Source organism: Helicobacter sp. 23-1048, from assembly GCF_053654545.1.
In genome coordinates this window covers 47,862-67,804 of the sequence record NZ_JBSIUT010000001.1, presented here as the reverse complement: position 1 = coordinate 67,804, position 19,943 = coordinate 47,862, and the positions used below count along the sequence as shown (strand labels likewise).

The window sequence follows — 19,943 nt, the reverse complement described above, 5'->3', positions numbered from 1 at the left end:
CAATCTAACCCTCAAATTTTGTGCTTGCGATTTCCCACAGATAGAGGCTTGCGATACTGCCATAAGGGCTAAACTTCGCCCGATATGTTTCAAACACATTTTTAGGGATTTTGCCCTGTTTGCCCTCGCCATTTATCCCATAGAGTAATTTTAGAGCGCGCTGCAGTGCCAAATCATCATAGCTTAAAATATCCTTTCTTTGCAGGCAAAAAAGCAATATCATCTCCGCTGTCCAAACCCCAATCCCACGCAGTTTGACTAGCTCATCTATCGCCTCTTTATCACTCATTTTTTTCACGCGCTCTATGTCAAACTCACGCGCTTGCACCTTGCGCGCAAAGTCGATGATATACTCCGCCTTGCGCGCTGAAACCCCACAAGAGCGCAGGTTATCCACACCTGCGTTAATGAGAGATTCTATGTTGAGTTTAGATTGTGGCGCGCGATTTCGCGCTTTTTGCCTTGAGTTTTTGCTTGAATTGTTATGTAAATTTTGTCCAGCTTTTTGCTTCACATTGTCCTTTGCGCCAAATTTGTCACAAAACCGCGCCCAAATGCTCTCTTGGGCTTTAGTAGAGATTTGCTGGGCGATGATATGATGCACCACGCTTGCGATTAAGTCGCTATCTACCTCGCGTTTGATGCGCCCGATTTTCTCAACTACACCCGCAAGCCTTGTATCTTTGGCTTTGAGAGAATCTAGCTCCGCATTACTATAAGCAAAGTAAGTCAAATCACTCAAATGTAGCCTCCATTGCGCACAATTATGTTGCAATTATAAAAACATAAAAATAACGCCATTTCAATCAAGCACAATCCTTGCGCCTATATCGACAAAATCGCTCACCACAGGGAAGTTTGCTATGTCAAAATCTTTGACATTGATTTGTCCGCTAAGCGTGATGATATTTTGAAATTTGGCATTAGATTCTAAATGCGTGTTTAGTTGTATTTCTTTGGTTATGCCATTTAGCGTGAGGTTGCCTTTGATAATCGCGTGAGTATTTTGTCCGCTTTGCTCGCCTTTTTGTGCCACCGCATTAGCGACAAACTCACTCATTTCAAATTCAATACGGGGATTTTGCGCGGTATGTAGCAACTTTTCGCTACGCATTATTTCATCGCGCTTTTCACTTTGGCTATCCACAGAATCCGCACTTATCTCGCCTTTTAGTTGCGTAATATTACCATTTTCAACCTTGCCTTGAGAGTAAAATTCCTTAAACTCACCCACCACATCGATAAAGCCAAATTTGACTACGCGAAAGTAGATTCCCTCTTTTTGCGTGAAAGTCGGCGATTGTTGTAATTGCGCGACAAACTCACCCCGAGTTGCATTGCTCACTACCACCATACCACCAAACGCGATACCTACTACCACTACAAATCCTACGAAAATCTTTATTGCTTTTTTCATTGTTGCTCCTTTTTTAAAATTTAAATGCTGTTTTGCGTATGTTGTCATTTTGAGCGTAGCGAAAAATCTCTAGAATGTAAGGGCTTTTTAAGAAGCTGCTTTGAGATATTTCGCTTCGCTCAATATGACAAAATCCTAAAATCTAAGCCAAGCTAACATTTTGGCACACGCCATTTTCACACGCAAAGCCACTTGCTACGCCACGCGACACACTATGAGGCAGGCTTATAAAGTAGCTATTTCCACATTGTTGCGTTTCTAAAACCCCCGCATTTTCTAGCAGATTTACACGCTCGCGTAATCTCGCTGTGTCGATATGGAGCGCAATGCTTGTCTCACGCTCACTCACACGCTTAAATCGCGTTACAAACGCGACTAAGCCCTCATCGCTAAACTCCATTTCGCGCAAGACACACTCGCCATCGCTAAGCCTTGTGATAATGCGCTTTAAGCCCTCATATTCGATAAAACCTTGCAAAATCTGGGATTTCTCGCCATAGAGGAGCTCTAGCGTGGGAAATGCGCGGATAGATTTTGTCCTCACGCGTTGCAAATCGCTCTGCAACGCTCTTTGCGCATCGCCATTTTCTAGCGCACTCTTAAACGCATTTTGTTCATCGAAATCACGCAAAAAATCGCCTGCTAAATTTAGCAATACACCTTCATCACTCGTATTTAGCCCATCGCTATGAAATGCCTCGCGCACACGGCGCAAATACGCGCTTTGAGATTCGCTACGCACTAGCTTCATAGCCATTACACACAGACTTGCAGGAAGCGAAGTAATATCACTTGCCTTTTTAGAATCGAGATGAGAAATATCAAGTGGCAACCCCGCTCGCTCCCCCGCGTCTAAAAAATGCGCCCTCATTTGCTCTTTTAGTTGTGTAAAGCGCAATGGCGCAAACTCATCATCGCCAATAATCTCTTTACTATCGCGCACCAAAAGCCCTAACACATTGTGTATCTCTACATTATCGTTGCTAAATTCGATTTTACGCAAAGCCACATCTAGCCCATAGCACCAAATACACATAGGGTCGGTGTATTGGATAATTGTAAGTGTTTTGTTTGTATTCATTTTTGCTCCTTTAAAATTTAAATTTTAAAATTTGCGTGTGAGTTTCACGCACGCATTGTGCAATGCGTAAAACCCCGCCTTTTACGCACATTTTTGTTAATTTTGTGTGGATTTTGCCCTAAGGTGCTGATATACGCTCGCTAGCTCCTCGCAAAGCTCGCTGTATCGCACCTGTGGCAAAATCCCTAAAGCCTCTTTTTGCGCTTTGGCAATGTCTTTTTGCAATTTTAGTGCTAGATTTTGTCCCTTTTTGGTAAGCAAGATAAGGTTTTCTTTGCGGTTTTTTGGGTTTTGCTTGCGCTCTAGTAATCCGCGCTCCTGCAGGGAATCTATCATTACGCCAATGGTGTTTTTATCAGTGCGGGCGAGCCTTGCGATATGGGTTTGGGAGAGGTTTGCGTTTAACCCCATAAACAAAATCCCAGCTTGGCGAAAATCAAGCTCATATTTGGCATATATGGGCTCTAGTGCGTCATAAAGCAGTAGTGAAATCTGCTTGCAAATAAAGCCTAAATGGATAAAATCCTCGCTTGAATTTTGCGTGGTTTTGGTCGTTTGTGTGTCTTTGTTGTTTGGCATTTACGCCTCCTTATAAGAGATTTTACAAATTATGATTTTTATATTATACGAAAATCATAAAATATAAAAATATGATTATATAAAAAATATATTATTAAGTCAAGCGGTTTTTGTGAGATTTTTTGCAAAATATGTTTTTGATGTTGTCGTATTGAATGAGTAATGCAAACCCCACAAATCATTATCATTGCGAGGTTTGAGGGTTTTAGTATGTTTTTGGTATGTTGAGTTTAGATTGTGGCGCGAGATTTCGCGCTTTTTGCCTTGAGTTTTTGCTTGAATTGTTATGTAAATTTTGTCCAGCTTTTTGCTTCACACTTTTCTTTGCGCCAAATTTGTCGCAAAACCGCACCCAAATGCTCTCTTGGGCTTTAGTAGAGATTTGCTGGGCGATGATATGATGCACCACGCTTGCGATTAAGTCGCTATCTACCTCGCGTTTGATGCGCCCGATTCTCTCAATCATACCCGCAAGCCTTGCATCTTTGGCTTTGAGAGAATCTAGCTCCGCATTACTATAAGCAAAGTAAGTCAAATCACTCAAATGTAGCCTCCATTGCTCACAATTATGTTGCAATTATAAAAACATAAAAACAACGCCCAAAAATCCATTAAAGAATTTGTGTGGATTTTGCAACGATAAAATGATATGACAACTAAGGCAAAAAACGCGCGCGGGAGAATGCGGGAGAAAGAATTTGCTTGCTTTAAATTTTAAAATTTCAATGCTGTTTTGTCATTGCGAGAATTTGCGTTGTGTCATTGATAGCAAAGCAAGCAAAAGCGAAGTTTCTTTAGAAAATCACTAGATTTTGCGTGGCAATCTCAACCAAAAACAACAAAACACAATTATAAAACACAAGCACGAATCTAAGTCAAGGGGGGATTTGTAAAAATTTTTGCAAAAATTTGCGCGAATGTTATAAAGCACAAAATTTTGCAAAATCTTGCTAAAATCGCGTTTTATTTTTGTCATTTTTTAATCCAAAAGGACGCCATAATGAAAAAAATCTTTATCGCGCTTTTTGTGCTTATTTTGGGTGCGAATCACAATCTAAACGCCGATGAATCCAATAAAAATAAACCCAGCTTTGATTGCAAAAAGGCGCGAAATGAGACAGAAAAGGCGATTTGCGCTGATTCGTATCTCAGTAGTTTAGATTCGGCTATGGCTAGAGATTTTGCGCTACAAAGGGCAATCATCAACAAAGAAGGCGCACAAAAATTATTAGAAAATCAAAGGGCGTGGCTAAAAGAGCTAGTGAGTTGCAAAAGCGACAAAAAGTGCATAGAAGCTAAATTAGAAAAACGGAGCATTGAGATTTTAAACTTCAAAGATTCAAGCCCAAATCACCCAAATCCCCACTATATGCAAGAAAAATCCATAGATTTACGCAACAAAGATGGCAAATGTTTGGGCGATAAACTCTGCAAAGCCACAATGATAGGCTTTGGCGTGAATTTGACGGATAAAGATTACTTAAATCCAAATGGCGCGTTTTTATACCTTGATGATGTGGGCATCGCTATTGTGGGTAGTTTTTATTTAGACGGCATACAAAAAATATCAAAGCAAAATGCCCACAAAGAAATTCTCCCTTTTGATAGAGATGAAGATAGATTGATGCCAAATTCTATAAGCAGTGTAGCAATACAGGCGTTTGATGATGATTTTTTAGAGATTAGTCAGCTATGGGAAGGTTGTGGGGCTTACTGCACGGAGGGCAGTTCTGTCGCATATTTTGACATAGAATCCTTGCAATTCGCAAAAGAAGATTCGCCAAAACTTATCGCAAAATTTTTAAATGATAGCTTTTGTCAGCGTTTGGGCGAAAATGCCAAAAAGAGCGATGATTATCAATCAAACGCGCCATTTAATCGCTGCTACAAAATGCTATCAAAAGCGCAACGATATTTTTATTCACAAGATTTTCAACGCGCAGTCGAATCGCACACAAATGGCGGTGGCTTGGTATTTGCCCAAAAATATGGCAGATGGTTTGATACGCAAAGCAAGGCATTTTTGCCTGCTATGCCCGTGCGTGAGTTGCTAAATGACAATGCAAATTTGCGAAAGATCGTGGTTAAAAAATGGGGAGGCGAATATTGCGATGAGGATTTTTTCCTAGATAATTGCGATAATAAAGGGCAATGTAAATGCGGTGAAGCGGACTTTTTTAATAATGAGCGAGATTCGCAAGTGGAGAATTTTTGGGTAAATAATGCGCAATTTGATAGAGAAAATTTGGTTGTTGCGATTCGCTTCCCGCATGTATTAAGGTCAAGAGATGCGGATATTTATTTTAGCTATGATGAGATTGCGCCCTTTGCAAAGGGGATTTTGGCGCGTGTGATAAAGAGCTATCAAAGCCACAAAAATGACAAACGCGCAAAGTAGGTTTGCGATAAAATTGCGAGATTTAGGGGGCAGAAATGGCGACAAGCGCGAATTACAAAGACTTTGTATTAGAGCAGTTAGTGCGGTGCAATGATGAGTTTTTGGGGCGTGGATTCGCATTTAGTGCGCGAAAATTATTTGGCGAATATTGCGTATATATTGAATCTTTGGGCGATTTACGCAGGGTAGATTTACGCGTTTTTGCGTAGATTTGCATTTATATTTGCATATAGATTCTCTCTCAAATCACTTGCATTTTACCACTTCGCACACAAAAATCATCTCTTTATGGTTGCTAAACTCTGTCTTGCCCGTGCTAAAAGCCTTAAAATCAAATTCGTATTTGTGGGTAATGCCGTGCGACTCTAAAATCTGTGTGATTTGGTTATCTTTTCGCCTCTTTTCTTATTATCTTTTTCGCTCGACTTTGCGCATTCTTTTGAATCTCTGCGTGTTCGTTTTTGATTTCTAGTGGCCAGTCTTTGCCCTGCTCTTGCACATTCCAATCAGGGTGCTTACCATTTTCACGCGACAAATAATCCGTTATGCAACATTCCTCAATCAGCTTATACGAAATATACGCATTTTTGACATTTTTTAGTCCAAAAAGCCCTTTGATTTCTTTTTCAAAATTCTCTTGATAAATCATATAAAATTCGATTTTTGCCCCGCTTAAAATCGTATGATAGAGAAAATACCACACGCCAAAACTACGGATACTCGGGCGTCCTTTGACTCCGCCGTCTTTGTAGATTTCTAGCGTATTTTTGATTCCACCCACCGCTTGACTTCCACCGATTTTCTTTATCACCCCATCAACCACGATAAGATACACCCGCGCGACATTTTGGGTTAAAATGCTTTGTGGCAAGGCGTTGCCGTTTTCATCTTTAAGATTTTTTAGGTAGTTAAAATTTAGCTTCGTGCTACCCGCGACAAACTCCACATCAGCGATTTTAAACGCCGTTTTGACTTCGCTAATTTTCATTTTCACACCCTTATTCTTTGATAATCAACAGCTCGTGGCTTTGCTTGATATTATCCGTATCGCCACGCTCGATGCGGTTTTTGCCGATTCGCGTTTCGCCCTGTCCCATTGTGTATTGCCACTTTGGCTCTAAAATTGTAAAATCTTTATACGCATTGCGCACCCACTCGCAGTCATTGTAGCTCAACACAAACTTGCCTTTGTGCGCGCGCAAAAGCTCGGCTAGTAGCTCGTGCTTAAAGCCATTGTGATGAATGGGGAAATTTCGCATAGGGTAGATTCCCTTAAACATTTTAGAATCGCCTGTGAGAAAATACGGCGGGTCGCAGTAGAAAAAGTCGTTGTGGTATTTTTCAAAAACAGATTCAAAACTCGCGCACTCCACGCTAAGATTTCGCGCTTTTTTGTTGCGCCCAAAATCACGCAGTTTATTAAGCATATTTGTGTAGCGCGTTTTGTCCTCATAGATTTTGCTCATCCACCCCAAAAATCCCGGTCCATAGCTAAGATTAAAGTTAAAATAATAATCCCGCGCGAGTGTGATTTTATCGAGCTTCGCCTCATTTTTATAATGCGCTTTTAGCTCGGCTTTGATTGTCGCGTAAGTCTCTTTATTTGGCTCTAGATTCTGTAAGTTTTCACACAGCGTGTCAGAATCTGAAAGTAAAACGCACCAAAAATTCACCAAAATATCAAAAATATCAAAGGCTTTGACTTCCAAATCTAACTCCAACGCACTTGCCACCTCCACGCTCCCACCGCCGATAAATGGGCTAATGACGCGTGAAATATCATTTGGGAAATGCTCGATTATTAGCCCAACGGCTAGGCTTTTACCTCCGCCATAGCGTAAAGGGCTTTTGGTGTAGCGTTTGTAGGCTAGATTTTTGCCTTTGAGTGAATCTAAAAACCGCGCTTTTCGCTCCGCTAGATTTTCGCTTAAATCCGCGTTAGAATCCACACTAAAAAGCGCGGGTTGATTAGAAAGGTTGTAAGCCAAATTTGACATAGCTATCGCATTCCTTGAAGCAAAATAAAATGTCAAATTGTATAAAAATTTGCCTTAACAAAACATATTTTGTTTTTATTTTGCGTAAATCTTTAGCTTCACTCCGCTTACGCAGATTTTGCCTTTACTCATTGCTGCAAGCGTTTTATACGCGACAAAAAGCGCAAAAATTAGCATTTGCAATATCACAATAAGGATTTTCATAGCGGGCAAACCACGCAGATAAACTACGCAAACAAGCCACAAAATATTATAGCCCTATCACGCCCACGCGCACTTTGTTTCGCGTAGAATCTTCTGCAATATCTATCATCGCACTTGCATAATCCGCGTAAGAGCCCTTAGATTCGCCCTTGTCATTTACCTCAAACTCTTCGCCTGTGATTTTGTATTTGCCACTTTTGGGTGCGTCTGCGACAAACTCTGCGGGTGGGCTTACATACACCCAATTTAGATTTTTTGATTTGCGAAGCAAGTCCAAAAGCTCGCTATGTGCCTTTGCCACGCCTTTGTGTGCTTGCGGGAAAGTGGGCGTATCCATTAGCATTACTTTGTGTGCTTTATCCATATAGAGACTTCCAGCACCGCCCACTACGAGAAGTCGCGCGTTGTCGCCCGCTAAAATTTTAGCTAAATGCGCTCCGTGCTTTTTATAGAGGCTCAAATCCTTCCACTCGCCAAACGCGCTAATCACCACATCAAATCCCGCCAAGTCGCTTGAAACAAGCGCGAAAATGTCCTTTTGCACCACTTTCGCGCCCTTATCTGCCAAATCCTTTGCTTTATCCGCGCTTCGCACAAACGCGGTTACGCTATGCCCGCGATTTAGGGCTTCAAGCGTGATAAGTCGCCCAGCCTTGCCTGTGGCAGCCAAAACAGCGATTTTTAATTTTCCTTTTTTGCCAAAGCTTTTGCCAAATGTGTTAGCCCCAAAAATCGCCATTCCTACGCCTAAAGCCGAAATTTTTAAGAATTTCCGTCTATTATTTTTTACCATTTTTGCCCCCTATTCGCCTATAATGCCGTCATTTTGCGTCCATTGTGTTAGGCTATTTTCCTTTACCTGCACACACAAAAAGCGTAAATCCGTCTTTGCTGACATTTTTCGCATTACACTTGGCGCAATGCGAAGCGCGTCATTTGCCTTGAGTGCGACTTTTTGCCCATCTAACTCCATTTCGCCCTCACCTTCCAAAATGATATAAATTTCCTCATTTTGCTTGTGTGCGTGGTAAAATGGCACTGCATTTCCCGCTGACAAGGCATTGTAGGATATTTCACAGCCTGTCGCCCCAAGTGCTTCCTTAAACTCTGTTCGTGGCTCATTTCCAAAAGAGATTTTACTAAATTTTGACATTTCTGCCTCCTTAATTTTTGGTTTGATTTCGCTAACAAAATTTTTGCGTTAGCGTGGCGGAATTATAATAAAAGCAATATTATAAAATCAAGTAGGTATTTTTTTATATCGTAGTATAATTTTTAGGACTATTGCGTAAAATAGGATAAAATTTAAGGAAAATTTTTTAAAAATTTTTGCTAATCAAAATGTAATTACTTAAAATTTGTGTGAAAAAGTTAGAAAGCGCACGAATCAAACACCAAATCTAACAGCAAAATTTCGCTATAATCGCGCTTTTATTTTAATACAAAGGACAAAAAATGAGACATTTTATCGCTACTGCGCTACTCTCTAGCGCGATTATCGCCATAAGCGCGACTGCTAAACCGCACGATTCGCGCCCATCACACGAGGCTGGATTCGCCCCGCTAGGCGCAGAATTACCACGCATAAAGGGAATTGCGCCAGAAATCTTTGCAAATGCGAGTAAAGAAGCGCAGATTCGCGCACTGCAAATTGAAGCAAAATTGCACAATAGTTTGCACAAAGCCACGCAAAGATTCCGCGATGAGCGCGAGAAACTCGAACTAGAAAAGAAAATATTACAAGTGCGACTCCACCACGCAAAAGCGCAAAACGATGAGGCTACAACCAAAGATTTGCTAAACCAAATCCACCAAAACGAGCAAGCCCTCGATAAAAACAAGCTAGAAGAAAGCGTGTGGCGTGCCAAAGAGGAGCTGGAGCTAAAAGACGCGCTTTATAAAGAGTTACGCAAATAAGCAAAATGGGCAAAATCGCAGTGTAAAAGCTAAAAGCTATAAATGGCTCACTAGCATTGCCTCACAAATCGCGCAATCCCCTATTTTGGGGCAAATTTTCATTTGCCTCACACTACAAATCTCCTAAAATCTATAATGCCTATGGTGGTGCTTGTGTGTTTTGTGCTTTGAAGATACAATTATCGTTTCTTTGACTACCGCCTTTCGCGCGATACTCGCGCTACAACCATTTAGCCAAAGCACACCCAAAGCCACGCAAAGCAAAATTTTCGCATACATTTCACACCTACCTTTTTGGTGGTTTATTTGGCGATTTGCGTGGGTTAGATTGCGCTTGTGGCGTAGCTATAAGCGACTCCAAACACTCATCGACTAGCTTATCAAGCCCTTTTTGTGCTGAATCTAACTGCGATTTTTGCGCGTCTAGCATTTTGCCATATAGCGCGTTAAACTCCCGCGACATCGCATTTTTATCGCCATTTTTTAGCGCGGTGGCAAGTCGCATAGAATCCTGCTTTGCGCGTGGCGTGAAATTATCCGCTGTGTTGCCCCCAAAAGAGACAATCCTATCGATTCGCCCATAGAGATTGCGCTGCTGCGTTAGCTCGCTAAACTGCTCGTCCAAAAACGCGCTATCTTGCATTTTTTCAAGCAACTTCGCCCCGCCACTCACGCCCTTTTTTGCTGATTGATTCACGCTTTGGATTCGCGCTTGTAACGCCGCATTATACGCTTCTGCTATCGCTTCGCGCAGTTTTGCTTTATTTTCCTTGCTAGGATTTTGCAGATACGCCTTTTGTGCGTCATTGATAAGCGCGTTAAATTTGCGCTCACGCACTCGAGATTCTGGATTTACAGGCACAAACTCCGCGCCCACATTGATAAAATTTGCGATGATTTCAGCTAAAATCTCATCTTTGCTTAGATTTTGTGCGCTATTTTTCCCGCCCTTTGAGAGCATAAATCGCTCGCTACTGAATCGCTCAAAACTCGCCTTTATGCGCTCCTCGCGCAAATCCTCTGTCTCTTTGATATGCACTCGTTGCTCTTCTAAAAACGCCTCATAATACGCACTCAACACCTCTTTTAACGCCTTTTCATTGTGCGCGTTTTTATTTTGATTATACGCGCTTATCGCTTTTGCCACGATTTCGCGCTCATTGCCTTTGTTGTTATCCGTTTCCAAATTCATAAATGGCGGGTTTTTGCCACGCTTTATGCCATTTAGCCACGCGCTAATATTTTTCTCGCGCTCTTTTTCGCGGGTGGCAAGTTTTTCTTTTTTCTGCGCGATGACGGCATCATAGCTTGCATTTAGCGAATCTAGCAAGTTTTGCTTATTTGCCTCGCTAGGATTTCTCTTATATTGCGCGATTGCTTTTTTGGTGCTCTCACTTAGTGGCGGATGCTCGCTCTCTGCCTTTGCGCCAAACGCCACACTTTGGGCTAAAAATACGCCTAAAATCACTGCTACAAAATACTTCATTTTAAACTCCTTAATGTAATTTTTGTGAATCTATTTTTTAGATTTTTAGATTCACGGGCGAAATTTTACCTTGCGTTTGTGTAGTCAATGTGAAGTTTTATTGAAGTGCAAATTGCATAAATTTTTGGCTTTTAGATTTTTGTGCGAATCTCACAAAAAGGCTTTATATTGCGCTCTGTTTGGTTTGTATTTGCGATGTTTGGTGCTATAATCGTAAAATTATTGGCAAGACCTTATAGCAAGCAGGCTATTTACTTAAAGGACACAAATGAATCCTAGTAATCTCTTAGCGTGGCTCAATTTCTTTGTCGCTGATGTGCGCGATGGTTTGGGACCATTTTTGGGCGTATTTTTACTCCAAAATGGCTTTGGTGAATCTCAAGTCGGGCTTATCGGCGGGATTTCACACATTATCGCGTTATCACTTGGCGTGCCTTGCGGGATTTTAGTGGATAAAACCACGCGCAAAAAAGAGCTTATAGGCGCATTTATCGCCCTTATCATCACATTTTGCACGCTTAATTACCTCTTTCCCTCATTTATTTTCACGCTTATCGCACAAGGGCTAGTCGCGCTTAGCGGGGTGTTTTTAGCCCCTGCGTTTGCCGCACTCACGCTTGGCATTGTCGGTGTGCGCGACTATCCGCTCCAAACGGCGCGAAACGAAGCCTATAAACACGCAGGGACAGCGTTTGGCGCGGCACTTAGCTTTTGCTTTGCGCTGTATTTTGGCATTGTGAGCGTGTTTGTGATTACGGCGACTCTTGGGGGGATTTCGCTTGTGGTTTTGACACTCATAAAGCGAGAGTCTATCGATGATTTCACTGCGCGGGGCGATATTTGTAGCAAAGCGACTTTTGAAGCGACACCTAAACCCAAACCCACGCGCCTAATCGCGCTATTTACCGATAAACGCGTGCTATTTCTAAGCATAATAATGTTTTGCTTCCACCTTAGCAATGCCGCAATGCTTCCGCTACTAAGCCAAAGGGCGCAAAGGCTAGGCATTGATTCAAGTGGCGCGTATGCCGCAGCTACGATTCTCATCGCACAAAGCACGATGATATTTGTGGCGTATCTATGCGGGAGATTTTTAAAAAAATTAGATTCTTATAAGTTAGATTCCATAAATCCCGCGCCAAAATCTACGCAAGATTCAGAATTTAAACTCTATTTTTGGCTCTTTTTTGCCTGCTTTTTCGCGCTCATCATTCGCGGGGGCGTGGCAGCGCATTTTGATAGTATAGCAGCGATGATAGTCGTGCAGATTTTAGATGGCGTGGGAGCGGGGGTTAGCGGGGTAGTTTTACCCGTAGTGGTCGCGCTTATCTTGCGTGGGAGCGGACATATCAACGCAGGACTTGCCTTTGCGCTTACCTGCGGGGGACTTGGCGGGGCGTTAAGCAATGGCGTAGGCGGGTATTTCGCGCAATATTATGGCTACTTTAGCGCGTATCTTTTTTTAGGAAGCGTGGCACTATGCGGACTCATTTTATGGTGCGCCCTCTCAAAGAAACTCTTTGGGATAAAATCCGTTTGAAAAACCTTAGCGAAAATAAATAGGCAAAGTTTTGTATAATTGCGATTTGGTTACGCTTTTTAATCTAAACATAATATAATGGCAACAAATTCACTAAAAGGACATTTTTTAATGACTTCAGTAGCACAACAATATGATGAAAAATATAAGCAAAATCTAGAATCTAGATTAGATTTTTCGCTATCAACGCAAAAAAATTCACAAAATAATACAATCAATTTACAAGATTTTCGCACGATTCCCATTGATTATTCGTGGTCGTTTAGTGATAAAACACAAAAAGACACTGCCTATATCACGCACAGCTACTATACCTATCCTGCAAAATTTATCCCTCAACTTACCTCACGACTAATTAAACTATATAGTAAGCCTTTGGACTTGGTGCTTGACCCTTTTATGGGGAGTGGGACGACTATGGTAGAAACCCTCGTGCATAATCGCCGTTGCGCTGGGGTAGATATAAATCAAATCGCATATCTTGTCGCAAAGGTAAAAACTACGCCCTTAGATATAAATCTTTTGAAGCAAGAGTTTAGCGCGTTGTCAGTGAAGTTTTCAAATGATGATAAAAACTCGCTATTTTTTCAAAAATCATCACAAAACAACTCTAAGAAGAAAGCAAAATGTAACAATATCCAAAATCTAAAAAATATCGATTCAAATGAGCGCATTGATTATTGGTTTAAGTCAAAGCAAAAGTGCGAACTTAAAGAAATTTTGACGCACATTTTAGGGATTGAAAATAAAGATATACAAGATTTTTATCTAGTCGCTTTTGCTCAGATTTTAAAAACCTGCTCGATTTGGCTACAAAAAAGCATAAAACCCACAAGAGATTTACACAAAAAAGATGCAGATTGCTACACACTATTTTTAACTCAAGCAAAAAAAATGATAAAAAAACACGAACAATTTAACCAAATGCTTGATGCAAATACGCTCACAAATATTGACAAACATTTAAATCTTTCGTGTGGGGATTCTAGGTGTTTGCCACTTAAAGACAACGAAGTCCAACTTATCATTACAAGTCCTCCGTATGTAACGAGTTATGAATATGCCGATTTGCACCAGCTACCAAGTCTATGGCTTGGATTTTTGGATAATCTAAGCGAATTTAGAAAAAAATTTATCGGCAGTAGTTTTAGAGAAAACTCTTTACCAAACACGGATTTACAAAGTAAAATCGCACAAAATATCATCACGCAACTTAAGGGCAAAAAAGCTATTGAAGTGCAATGCTATTATGCTGATATGTTGCAATCATTTGCAGAAATGTATCGTGTGCTAAAACCAAAATCAAAAGCCTGCATAGTAATTGGCAATACAGAATTTAGGGGAGTTGAGATTTTAAACGCGGAAGTATTTGCTGAACAAATGCAAAATTTAGGCTTTAAAATGTGCAATATTATCCACCGAGAAATCCCATCAAAAATGCTCCCCTCCACACGCGACTCTAAAACAGGACGATTTGCAAAAACAAAAAATACCGATAAACTCGTATATCCCACCGAATACATTTTGATAATGGAGAAGTAATGACTATCACGGACTTAATAAATCTTTATGAAAACAAAAAAGCAAAATTTGGCAATGAGACATATAAATATCTCTCGCAAATTTTTAAGGAAGCAAAGGAAATCCATAGAGATTTTGCCTTGCAAAAAGGTATAAACGATACCGAGCAATCTTGGAGGGCATTTAAGGGGAAAAATTTAGAAAAACTTATCGAATACATAATCGCTGATAGCGTGCGAAATTTGGGGCTAGAAATCATCAATGGCAACAAACTAGAAACAACCAAAAACTTACCTAAAAATTTAGAAATGATAAAACGCAATCTTTGCGTGGATTATGGTGAGTTTGGTATGCACTTGCCCGATGTGGATATGGTGGTTTTTGAGCCAAAATCTTGCAAAATTATTGCTGTTCTATCAAGCAAGGTTACTTTGCGCGAACGCATAGCCCAAACAGGATATTGGAAACTTAAATTGCTAGAATCTAGCATGACAAGGCATATTAAAGTCTTTTTTATCACGCTTGATGAGGACGAAACCCTGCGCGTAAAAAGTCCTGCTAAAAAAGGCAGGGCAATTTGTGAGGTCGATACCGATGGGTGCTATATTTTAAGTAGCGCAGATTTTGAGCCTAGCAAAAAGATAAAGTTATTTGCAGAATTTATTAGCGATTTAAAAAAGATTTTGTAATTTTTTGGTCGCGATGCAAACGAGAATGTAAATGTTAGCTTTTATTATTTTCGCCCTTACACTTTTTTGTATTTTGCGTCGCCCTTTTGGATTTGGCATTTGGGTGTATTCTAGCATTGGTGCGGTGGCGACATTCGCACTTGGGCTTGTGGAGCTACGCGATTTGGGCTTTATCTTTTTGCTTATTTGGGATTCTGCGCTCACCCTCATCGCGCTTATTGTGATTAGCTATTGCTTACAGGCGTTTGGATTTTTTGAATGGCTGATTTTTTGGGTGCTAAAAATCTGTGCCGTAAAATATTCCGTAAAAAAGGCAAAAACTAATTCTTGGCATTGCGAGGATTTGACTTGTCATACTGAGGGCATAGCCCGAAGTATCTCTAAAACCTCAAACAATAGAGATTCTTCGCTCACTGCGTTCGCTCAGAATGACAAAGAAAAAGATATTTTGCTTGCTCAAAACGACAATGCTGGAGTGCAAAAGGGCGAATTTGCCATAAACACGCGCAAAGCATTTATTTTACTCATTCTTTGTTGCGTTCTTACAAGCGCGGTGTTAGCAAATGACGGGGCGATTTTGATTTTTACGCCACTTGTGCTAGGGGTATTTTTGCGCTCTCGCAACGCGACAAACCTCCAACTCATCGCCTTTTTGTTTGCCACCGCCTTTATGTGCGACATTAGCTCAAACGCGCTTATCATCTCAAATCTCACCAACATAATCACCGCAAGATTCTACCACATAGGCTTTGGCGATTTTGCGCGAGCGATGCTTTTGCCAAATCTCTTTGGCATTCTTAGCGCAATCGCGTTGTTTTTAGTCGTATTTCGCGCTCCATTATCGGCAAAAATCTACTTTCGCACCCCGCTCAAACCCAAACTCTCAAACAAACTTTTTGCCCTGCATTGTGCGTGTCTTTGCGTGTTTGTAGCAAGTTTTTTCCTCTCCACGCATTTTGCTCTGCCTTTGAGTGTGAATTGCGGAATCTATGCGGGGATTTTGCTTTTTACTCTGTGGCGTAAGTCGCATAGCAAGGCAAAATCCACGCTAAAAAACGCGCCTTTTGGGATTATCATCTTTGTCTTTGGGCTCTTTGTGGTGGTATCCGCGCTTACAAAAACGGAGCTTCAGCTCACATTTGATGTGTTTTTAAGCGGGCTATCCCACGATGCAATTAGTAGCACTTTTGGCGTTAGTGTTGCTAGTGCGATTGGTTCAAGTATATTTAATAATTTGCCTATGGTGCTTTTTGGCAATTTAACGATACACGAGATGTTTCCACCTTTTCCTTTTGCGCATTTTTTTGGAGAAAAACCGCATTTGTTCACTTTGAGTTTAGCAAGTATTGACTTTGGTATAAATACAAATCTCAAACAAAACCTTGTATATGCGCATTTACTAGGCTGTAATATCGGCTCAAAGCTAACCCCTATCGGCTCTCTCTGCACTTTGCTTTGGCTATCACTGCTTGCTAAAAGCTCGATTTTGTCCCAAAGGGGGATAACTTTTGGCTTTTGGCGTTATTGCAAATACGCGCTTATTTTCACGCCATTTACGCTATGTTGCGCGTGTGCTGGGCTATGGCTAAGCGCATAGATTCACGCGAATCCTACCCATAAATGTGCGAATCCAAAGCTGAATCTTAAAAAGCAAATTTTTGCTAAAATCACGCAATTTTTAATTTTAGATTCAAAGGATTTGTGATGAAAAAATTATACAGCAAAAATTTCTTTTCGCCCTGCCCGATAGAAACCACGCTAAACTTAATCGGCAACAAATGGAAAATGCTAATCGTGCGTGATTTGCTAGGCGGGACAAAGCGATTTGGAGAGCTAAAAAAATCCATAAGCGCGAGCAAAAATCAAATCATAAGCCAAAATGTGCTAACCCAAAATCTGCGTGAGTTAGAAAATGCGCGAATCATCAAACGCAAAGTCTATGCCGAAGTCCCGCCAAAAGTGGAGTATTCGCTCACGCCTTTGGGTGCGGATTTAAGTGCAGTTTTAGCAAGTTTGGAGCATTTTGGGAGAGCGTATCAAGGGCATTTATAAAAGATTTTGTTACAATTTTATAAATTTTATAGCGCAAGGAGTGAATAATGGCGTGTGTATTGCAAATCGGAGCAGGTGGCGTAGGTGGCGTAGTCGCGCATAAAATAGCGATGAATAGGCGTGTATTTTCAAAAATCATATTAGCTTCGCGCACTTTGAGTAAATGTCAAGCAATCGCAGAATCTATCCGCGCAAAGGGCTTTGGCGAGATACAAATCGATGAGGTAAATGCCGATAGCGTGGAATCGGTGGTGGCTTTGATAGAAAAATACCGCCCAAAACTCGTGGTAAATGTGGCGTTGCCCTATCAAGATTTGGCGATTATGGAGGCGTGCTTGCGCACTCGCACGCATTATTTAGACACGGCAAATTATGAGCACCCCGATAGCGCGCATTTTGAGTATAAAGAGCAGTGGGCTTATGATACGCGCTACAAGGAAGCGGGGATTTTCGCGCTACTTGGCAGTGGCTTTGACCCGGGCGTTACGAATGTCTTTTGTGCATACGCGCAAAAGCATTATTTTGATGAGATTCACAGCATTGATATTTTGGACTGCAATGCAGGCGACCACGGATATGCGTTTGCGACAAATTTTAACCCTGAAATTAACTTGCGTGAGGTGAGTAGCAAGGGGAGATTTTGGGTAAAAAATGGGGCGGATTCTACGAGTTTGGAGGCGAATCTCACGCTAAATCCAGATTTGCAAGAGGATAAAATCTATCGCAAATTTGAGCGAAGCGAAAAGCATTTTGCATTAGAATCAAACACGCAAGATTTGCAAAATGAAAGCTACTTTGGTGGGCAGTGGAGAGACATTGCCCCATTATCACTTATGAAAGAGTGGGATTATCTAGGCGTGGGAGTGAAAAACAGCTACTTGCTCTACCACGAGGAGCTAGAATCGCTTATCCGCAATATTAAAGGCTTGCGCAAAATCCGCTTTTTTATGACATTTGGCGAATCCTATCTCACCCATATGAAATGCTTGGAGAATGTCGGGCTTTTAAGAATCGATGAAGTCGCGCACAAAGGGGGCAAAATCGTGCCTATCGAAGTGCTAAAAACGCTCCTGCCAGACCCAGCGAGTCTCGCCCCACGCACCAAAGGGCAAACGCATATCGGCTGCTACATAAAGGGCATAAAAGAGGGCAAAGAGCGGACAATCTACATTTACAACATTTGCGAGCACGAAAAATGCTACGAGGAAGTCGGTGCACAGGGCGTGAGCTATACCACAGGCGTGCCTGCGATGATAGGCGCGAAGCTAATCTGTGAGGGCAAATGGGGGATAAATTGTGAGAAAACGGCAAATGACTCAAATAACGATGATATGCCAAAAGGCGGGGAATGGCAAGGCATTGATAATGCAGTGGAATTGCAATCAAAAAATGGGAATCCTGCGGAGGTATCCTGCGGAGATTTTAAAAATGTCAATAAGGCAGGAAATTCTAAGATTTTAGATGAAAAATCGGGGTTGTGCGAGCCGAGCAACGAAGATAGGACAAATAGTCCATCAAGACAGCGAGGCGAAGCACTCCACGATTTTTCGCTAAAAGCTGAATTTCAAGGCGCGGGGGTTTGGAATATGGAGCAAAACGACCCCGACTTGTTTATGGCAGAACTAAATACGCAAGGATTGCCTTATGTCGTAGTGGAGTTTGACTCAAATGGTAAGCCAAAAATCCTAGAAGACGGACGGAATAAATGCTAAAAGCAGAAAATAACATAGGCAATGTAAAAAAAGCTAATACCAGACAGCTTAAACGACACATAAGCCAAATAGATGGAAAAGGACTAAAGATTTTGATTGATAAATTTAACAAAATAGATATATCAAAAACAGCCATTGATAAACATTTGCTTGCCAAAAAAACTATCAGTTTTAACAAGCAAGATATTGATAATTTACTTTATCAAGCAAAATTGAAATGCGGGGGGGGGGGGTGTAACAATATGATTGTTGAATACAATATGACTTATTTAAAAGATGAACAAAAATGGGACGAAAGGTTAGTATTGCGAGATGACAAAGTCTTACAAACAACTTTAGGAAAGCAAAATCTTTGCATTGTTCTCTCTCTTACTCAAAATATTGTAGTAACTGCGTGGTATAATCTACCAAAAGATAAACACAAAACCATAGATATAAACAGGTATTGCCCATATCGTTTGAAGGGAATTTAGAAAAATGAGGAAAATAAATGCTTTTTAAGTTTATTAAAATTTTGCGATTTTTTATAAAACCGCGCAAAAGGCGTAAATCAAAGAAATATGTTGATTTTGACAACAAACAAAAAGGCGATAAATACGAACTCCAAATCGGCAAAGAATACCAAAACAACGGCTACAAAGTGTATTTTAAGGGGCTAAAAGAGGGCAAAAGTGATAATGGCATTGATTTAGTCGCATACAAGGGCGATGAGGCGGTGCTGATTCAGTGCAAAAATTGGGAACGCACACAAGTCAAACAAGAGCAGTTGCGGATTTTTTTAGGGGATTGCACGAGCTATATCGAAAAAAATCAACGCGTGTTTGCCAACAAAACTATTCGCCGTGTGTTTGTAACGAGTTGCGAAAATATCGATTATGGCGTGAAAAAATTTGTCGAGGAAAATGAGATGGAATATCTAGTTATTGCGTATAAAAAGTAATGATTTATAGCATCACACAAATCAAGGATTATAAAAATCCTCTAGTATAATTTCACACAAAACAATATGGAGGCTTCTCAAAATGAATCTTTTTGCAAAAATCGCGCTTATATGCGCTTTTGTTTCTATTATGTGGGCGCAACCACACGCACCAATCGATGATAGCACAATAAATGACGCATATATTGACAAAGTCTTGCGCGCGCTGATTTTGGGTGCGGATTGTAGCGATGGAGAAATCGCTTTGCAAAAAGCATTGCCAAAAGGCATTATAAATGCGAGTGATAATGCCACGATTGATAGCGCGAACTATTTAGATTCTAGACAACAAAATCCGCCCGAGTAAAACACACAAAATTTATGACCCAGATAATCCAAATGATAATGTGCCCAAACACAAATACAAGTAA

The 19,943-nt window shown here is 41.0% G+C and carries 25 protein-coding genes; 13 read left to right on the top strand and 12 right to left on the bottom strand.

The features are described from left to right. Positions 1-4: 4 nt before the first annotated feature. From ACWIWK_RS00365 to ACWIWK_RS00345, 5 genes are all read right to left on the bottom strand, one after another. Complete coding sequence (locus ACWIWK_RS00365; RefSeq protein WP_454149804.1) at positions 5-742, bottom strand: DNA-3-methyladenine glycosylase family protein; 738 nt, start codon at positions 740-742, stop codon at positions 5-7. 60 nt (positions 743-802) lie between these two features. Next, a complete protein-coding gene (locus ACWIWK_RS00360; RefSeq protein WP_454149802.1) occupies positions 803-1,417 on the bottom strand; it encodes a YceI family protein in 615 nt (204 codons plus the stop codon). 142 nt (positions 1,418-1,559) lie between these two features. Next, on the bottom strand, positions 1,560-2,498 hold the full coding sequence (locus tag ACWIWK_RS00355) for a DsbA family oxidoreductase (protein ID WP_454149800.1): 939 nt from the start codon (positions 2,496-2,498) through the stop codon (positions 1,560-1,562). 96 nt (positions 2,499-2,594) lie between these two features. Next, positions 2,595-3,077, bottom strand: coding sequence for a MarR family winged helix-turn-helix transcriptional regulator (locus ACWIWK_RS00350; protein WP_454149798.1), 483 nt, complete (start codon positions 3,075-3,077; stop codon positions 2,595-2,597). Positions 3,078-3,282: 205 nt separating this feature from the next. Then, complete coding sequence (locus ACWIWK_RS00345) at positions 3,283-3,621, bottom strand: hypothetical protein (RefSeq protein WP_454149796.1); 339 nt, start codon at positions 3,619-3,621, stop codon at positions 3,283-3,285. A 456-nt stretch (positions 3,622-4,077) separates the two neighbouring features. On the opposite strand from ACWIWK_RS00345, the gene ACWIWK_RS00340 reads away from it, so the two are divergent. From ACWIWK_RS00340 to ACWIWK_RS00330, 3 genes are read left to right on the top strand one after another with little or no spacing between them, the layout of a single operon-like run. After that, on the top strand, positions 4,078-5,475 hold the full coding sequence (locus tag ACWIWK_RS00340; protein ID WP_454149794.1) for a lysozyme inhibitor LprI family protein: 1,398 nt from the start codon (positions 4,078-4,080) through the stop codon (positions 5,473-5,475). Positions 5,476-5,510: 35 nt separating this feature from the next. After that, on the top strand, positions 5,511-5,684 hold the full coding sequence (locus ACWIWK_RS00335) for a hypothetical protein (RefSeq protein ID WP_454149792.1): 174 nt from the start codon (positions 5,511-5,513) through the stop codon (positions 5,682-5,684). Next, positions 5,677-5,844, top strand: coding sequence for a hypothetical protein (locus tag ACWIWK_RS00330; RefSeq protein ID WP_454149790.1), 168 nt, complete (start codon positions 5,677-5,679; stop codon positions 5,842-5,844). Before ACWIWK_RS00335 ends, ACWIWK_RS00330 begins: the two co-directional genes overlap by 8 nt. 16 nt (positions 5,845-5,860) lie before the next feature. Here the strand turns inward: ACWIWK_RS00330 and ACWIWK_RS00325 are convergent, their stop codons facing one another. The 5 genes from ACWIWK_RS00325 to ACWIWK_RS00305 form a co-directional block, all read right to left on the bottom strand. Next, positions 5,861-6,463, bottom strand: coding sequence for a type II restriction endonuclease (locus tag ACWIWK_RS00325; protein ID WP_454149788.1), 603 nt, complete (start codon positions 6,461-6,463; stop codon positions 5,861-5,863). A gap of 10 nt (positions 6,464-6,473) precedes the next feature. Beyond that, positions 6,474-7,472 (bottom strand): DNA adenine methylase, encoded by a 999-nt coding sequence (locus ACWIWK_RS00320; protein WP_454149786.1) that lies wholly within the window; start codon positions 7,470-7,472, stop codon positions 6,474-6,476. A 75-nt stretch (positions 7,473-7,547) separates the two neighbouring features. Beyond that, positions 7,548-7,676, bottom strand: a complete 129-nt coding sequence (locus tag ACWIWK_RS00315; RefSeq protein WP_454149784.1) for a hypothetical protein — start codon at positions 7,674-7,676, stop codon at positions 7,548-7,550. 46 nt (positions 7,677-7,722) lie between these two features. Beyond that, positions 7,723-8,415 (bottom strand): NAD(P)-dependent oxidoreductase, encoded by a 693-nt coding sequence (locus tag ACWIWK_RS00310; protein WP_454151989.1) that lies wholly within the window; start codon positions 8,413-8,415, stop codon positions 7,723-7,725. A gap of 63 nt (positions 8,416-8,478) precedes the next feature. Beyond that, the gene (locus ACWIWK_RS00305; RefSeq protein ID WP_454149782.1) at positions 8,479-8,829 is read right to left on the bottom strand and encodes a cupin domain-containing protein; all 351 of its coding nucleotides are present in this window, start codon (positions 8,827-8,829) and stop codon (positions 8,479-8,481) included. A gap of 302 nt (positions 8,830-9,131) precedes the next feature. Between ACWIWK_RS00305 and ACWIWK_RS00300 the strand changes: the two genes are divergently transcribed. Beyond that, a complete protein-coding gene (locus ACWIWK_RS00300) occupies positions 9,132-9,593 on the top strand; it encodes a hypothetical protein (RefSeq protein WP_454149780.1) in 462 nt (153 codons plus the stop codon). Positions 9,594-9,716: 123 nt separating this feature from the next. Here the strand turns inward: ACWIWK_RS00300 and ACWIWK_RS00295 are convergent, their stop codons facing one another. Together ACWIWK_RS00295 and ACWIWK_RS00290 are read right to left on the bottom strand one after the other, a co-directional pair. Continuing rightward, positions 9,717-9,872, bottom strand: coding sequence for a hypothetical protein (locus ACWIWK_RS00295; protein ID WP_454149778.1), 156 nt, complete (start codon positions 9,870-9,872; stop codon positions 9,717-9,719). A 7-nt stretch (positions 9,873-9,879) separates the two neighbouring features. Next, positions 9,880-11,079 carry a hypothetical protein gene (locus ACWIWK_RS00290; protein WP_454149776.1) on the bottom strand — a complete coding sequence of 400 codons (1,200 nt, stop codon included), beginning with the start codon at positions 11,077-11,079 and terminating at the stop codon, positions 9,880-9,882. A gap of 268 nt (positions 11,080-11,347) precedes the next feature. Here ACWIWK_RS00290 and ACWIWK_RS00285 point away from each other — a divergent pair, with 268 nt between their 5' ends. From ACWIWK_RS00285 to ACWIWK_RS00245, 9 genes are all read left to right on the top strand, one after another. Beyond that, on the top strand, positions 11,348-12,619 hold the full coding sequence (locus ACWIWK_RS00285) for an MFS transporter (RefSeq protein WP_454149774.1): 1,272 nt from the start codon (positions 11,348-11,350) through the stop codon (positions 12,617-12,619). Positions 12,620-12,730: 111 nt separating this feature from the next. After that, positions 12,731-14,161, top strand: a complete 1,431-nt coding sequence (locus tag ACWIWK_RS00280) for a DNA methyltransferase (protein ID WP_454149772.1) — start codon at positions 12,731-12,733, stop codon at positions 14,159-14,161. Next, entirely contained in the window at positions 14,161-14,829 is a 669-nt protein-coding gene (locus tag ACWIWK_RS00275) for a BsaWI family type II restriction enzyme (protein WP_454149770.1), read from the top strand. Before ACWIWK_RS00280 ends, ACWIWK_RS00275 begins: the two co-directional genes overlap by 1 nt. A gap of 31 nt (positions 14,830-14,860) precedes the next feature. Beyond that, positions 14,861-16,426 carry an ArsB/NhaD family transporter gene (locus ACWIWK_RS00270; RefSeq protein WP_454149768.1) on the top strand — a complete coding sequence of 522 codons (1,566 nt, stop codon included), beginning with the start codon at positions 14,861-14,863 and terminating at the stop codon, positions 16,424-16,426. 107 nt (positions 16,427-16,533) lie between these two features. Continuing rightward, a complete protein-coding gene (gene rrpB, locus ACWIWK_RS00265) occupies positions 16,534-16,881 on the top strand; it encodes a MarR family transcription factor RrpB (protein WP_454149766.1) in 348 nt (115 codons plus the stop codon). Positions 16,882-16,928: 47 nt separating this feature from the next. Further along, the gene (locus ACWIWK_RS00260) at positions 16,929-18,593 is read left to right on the top strand and encodes a saccharopine dehydrogenase family protein (RefSeq protein WP_454149764.1); all 1,665 of its coding nucleotides are present in this window, start codon (positions 16,929-16,931) and stop codon (positions 18,591-18,593) included. Further along, positions 18,587-19,066 (top strand): hypothetical protein, encoded by a 480-nt coding sequence (locus ACWIWK_RS00255; RefSeq protein ID WP_454149762.1) that lies wholly within the window; start codon positions 18,587-18,589, stop codon positions 19,064-19,066. The genes ACWIWK_RS00260 and ACWIWK_RS00255 overlap by 7 nt, the downstream gene beginning before the upstream one ends. Before the next feature lie 17 nt (positions 19,067-19,083). Next, entirely contained in the window at positions 19,084-19,533 is a 450-nt protein-coding gene (locus tag ACWIWK_RS00250; protein WP_454149760.1) for a restriction endonuclease, read from the top strand. Between the two features lie 82 nt (positions 19,534-19,615). Then, a complete protein-coding gene (locus ACWIWK_RS00245; RefSeq protein WP_454149758.1) occupies positions 19,616-19,879 on the top strand; it encodes a hypothetical protein in 264 nt (87 codons plus the stop codon). Positions 19,880-19,943 lie beyond the last annotated feature (64 nt).

Coding starts and splice junctions, on each gene's coding strand:
- ACWIWK_RS00360 (WP_454149802.1), bottom strand. CDS start 1,417: ATGAAAAAAGCAATAAAGATTTTCGTAGGATTTGTAGTGGTAGTAGGT.
- ACWIWK_RS00355 (WP_454149800.1), bottom strand. CDS start 2,498: ATGAATACAAACAAAACACTTACAATTATCCAATACACCGACCCTATG.
- ACWIWK_RS00350 (WP_454149798.1), bottom strand. CDS start 3,077: ATGCCAAACAACAAAGACACACAAACGACCAAAACCACGCAAAATTCA.
- ACWIWK_RS00340 (WP_454149794.1), top strand. CDS start 4,078: ATGAAAAAAATCTTTATCGCGCTTTTTGTGCTTATTTTGGGTGCGAAT.
- ACWIWK_RS00335 (WP_454149792.1), top strand. CDS start 5,511: ATGGCGACAAGCGCGAATTACAAAGACTTTGTATTAGAGCAGTTAGTG.
- ACWIWK_RS00325 (WP_454149788.1), bottom strand. CDS start 6,463: ATGAAAATTAGCGAAGTCAAAACGGCGTTTAAAATCGCTGATGTGGAG.
- ACWIWK_RS00320 (WP_454149786.1), bottom strand. CDS start 7,472: ATGTCAAATTTGGCTTACAACCTTTCTAATCAACCCGCGCTTTTTAGT.
- ACWIWK_RS00315 (WP_454149784.1), bottom strand. CDS start 7,676: ATGAAAATCCTTATTGTGATATTGCAAATGCTAATTTTTGCGCTTTTT.
- ACWIWK_RS00310 (WP_454151989.1), bottom strand. CDS start 8,415: ATGGCGATTTTTGGGGCTAACACATTTGGCAAAAGCTTTGGCAAAAAA.
- ACWIWK_RS00305 (WP_454149782.1), bottom strand. CDS start 8,829: ATGTCAAAATTTAGTAAAATCTCTTTTGGAAATGAGCCACGAACAGAG.
- ACWIWK_RS00300 (WP_454149780.1), top strand. CDS start 9,132: ATGAGACATTTTATCGCTACTGCGCTACTCTCTAGCGCGATTATCGCC.
- ACWIWK_RS00295 (WP_454149778.1), bottom strand. CDS start 9,872: ATGTATGCGAAAATTTTGCTTTGCGTGGCTTTGGGTGTGCTTTGGCTA.
- ACWIWK_RS00290 (WP_454149776.1), bottom strand. CDS start 11,079: ATGAAGTATTTTGTAGCAGTGATTTTAGGCGTATTTTTAGCCCAAAGT.
- ACWIWK_RS00285 (WP_454149774.1), top strand. CDS start 11,348: ATGAATCCTAGTAATCTCTTAGCGTGGCTCAATTTCTTTGTCGCTGAT.
- ACWIWK_RS00280 (WP_454149772.1), top strand. CDS start 12,731: ATGACTTCAGTAGCACAACAATATGATGAAAAATATAAGCAAAATCTA.
- ACWIWK_RS00275 (WP_454149770.1), top strand. CDS start 14,161: ATGACTATCACGGACTTAATAAATCTTTATGAAAACAAAAAAGCAAAA.
- ACWIWK_RS00270 (WP_454149768.1), top strand. CDS start 14,861: ATGTTAGCTTTTATTATTTTCGCCCTTACACTTTTTTGTATTTTGCGT.
- rrpB (WP_454149766.1), top strand. CDS start 16,534: ATGAAAAAATTATACAGCAAAAATTTCTTTTCGCCCTGCCCGATAGAA.
- ACWIWK_RS00260 (WP_454149764.1), top strand. CDS start 16,929: ATGGCGTGTGTATTGCAAATCGGAGCAGGTGGCGTAGGTGGCGTAGTC.
- ACWIWK_RS00255 (WP_454149762.1), top strand. CDS start 18,587: ATGCTAAAAGCAGAAAATAACATAGGCAATGTAAAAAAAGCTAATACC.
- ACWIWK_RS00250 (WP_454149760.1), top strand. CDS start 19,084: ATGCTTTTTAAGTTTATTAAAATTTTGCGATTTTTTATAAAACCGCGC.
- ACWIWK_RS00245 (WP_454149758.1), top strand. CDS start 19,616: ATGAATCTTTTTGCAAAAATCGCGCTTATATGCGCTTTTGTTTCTATT.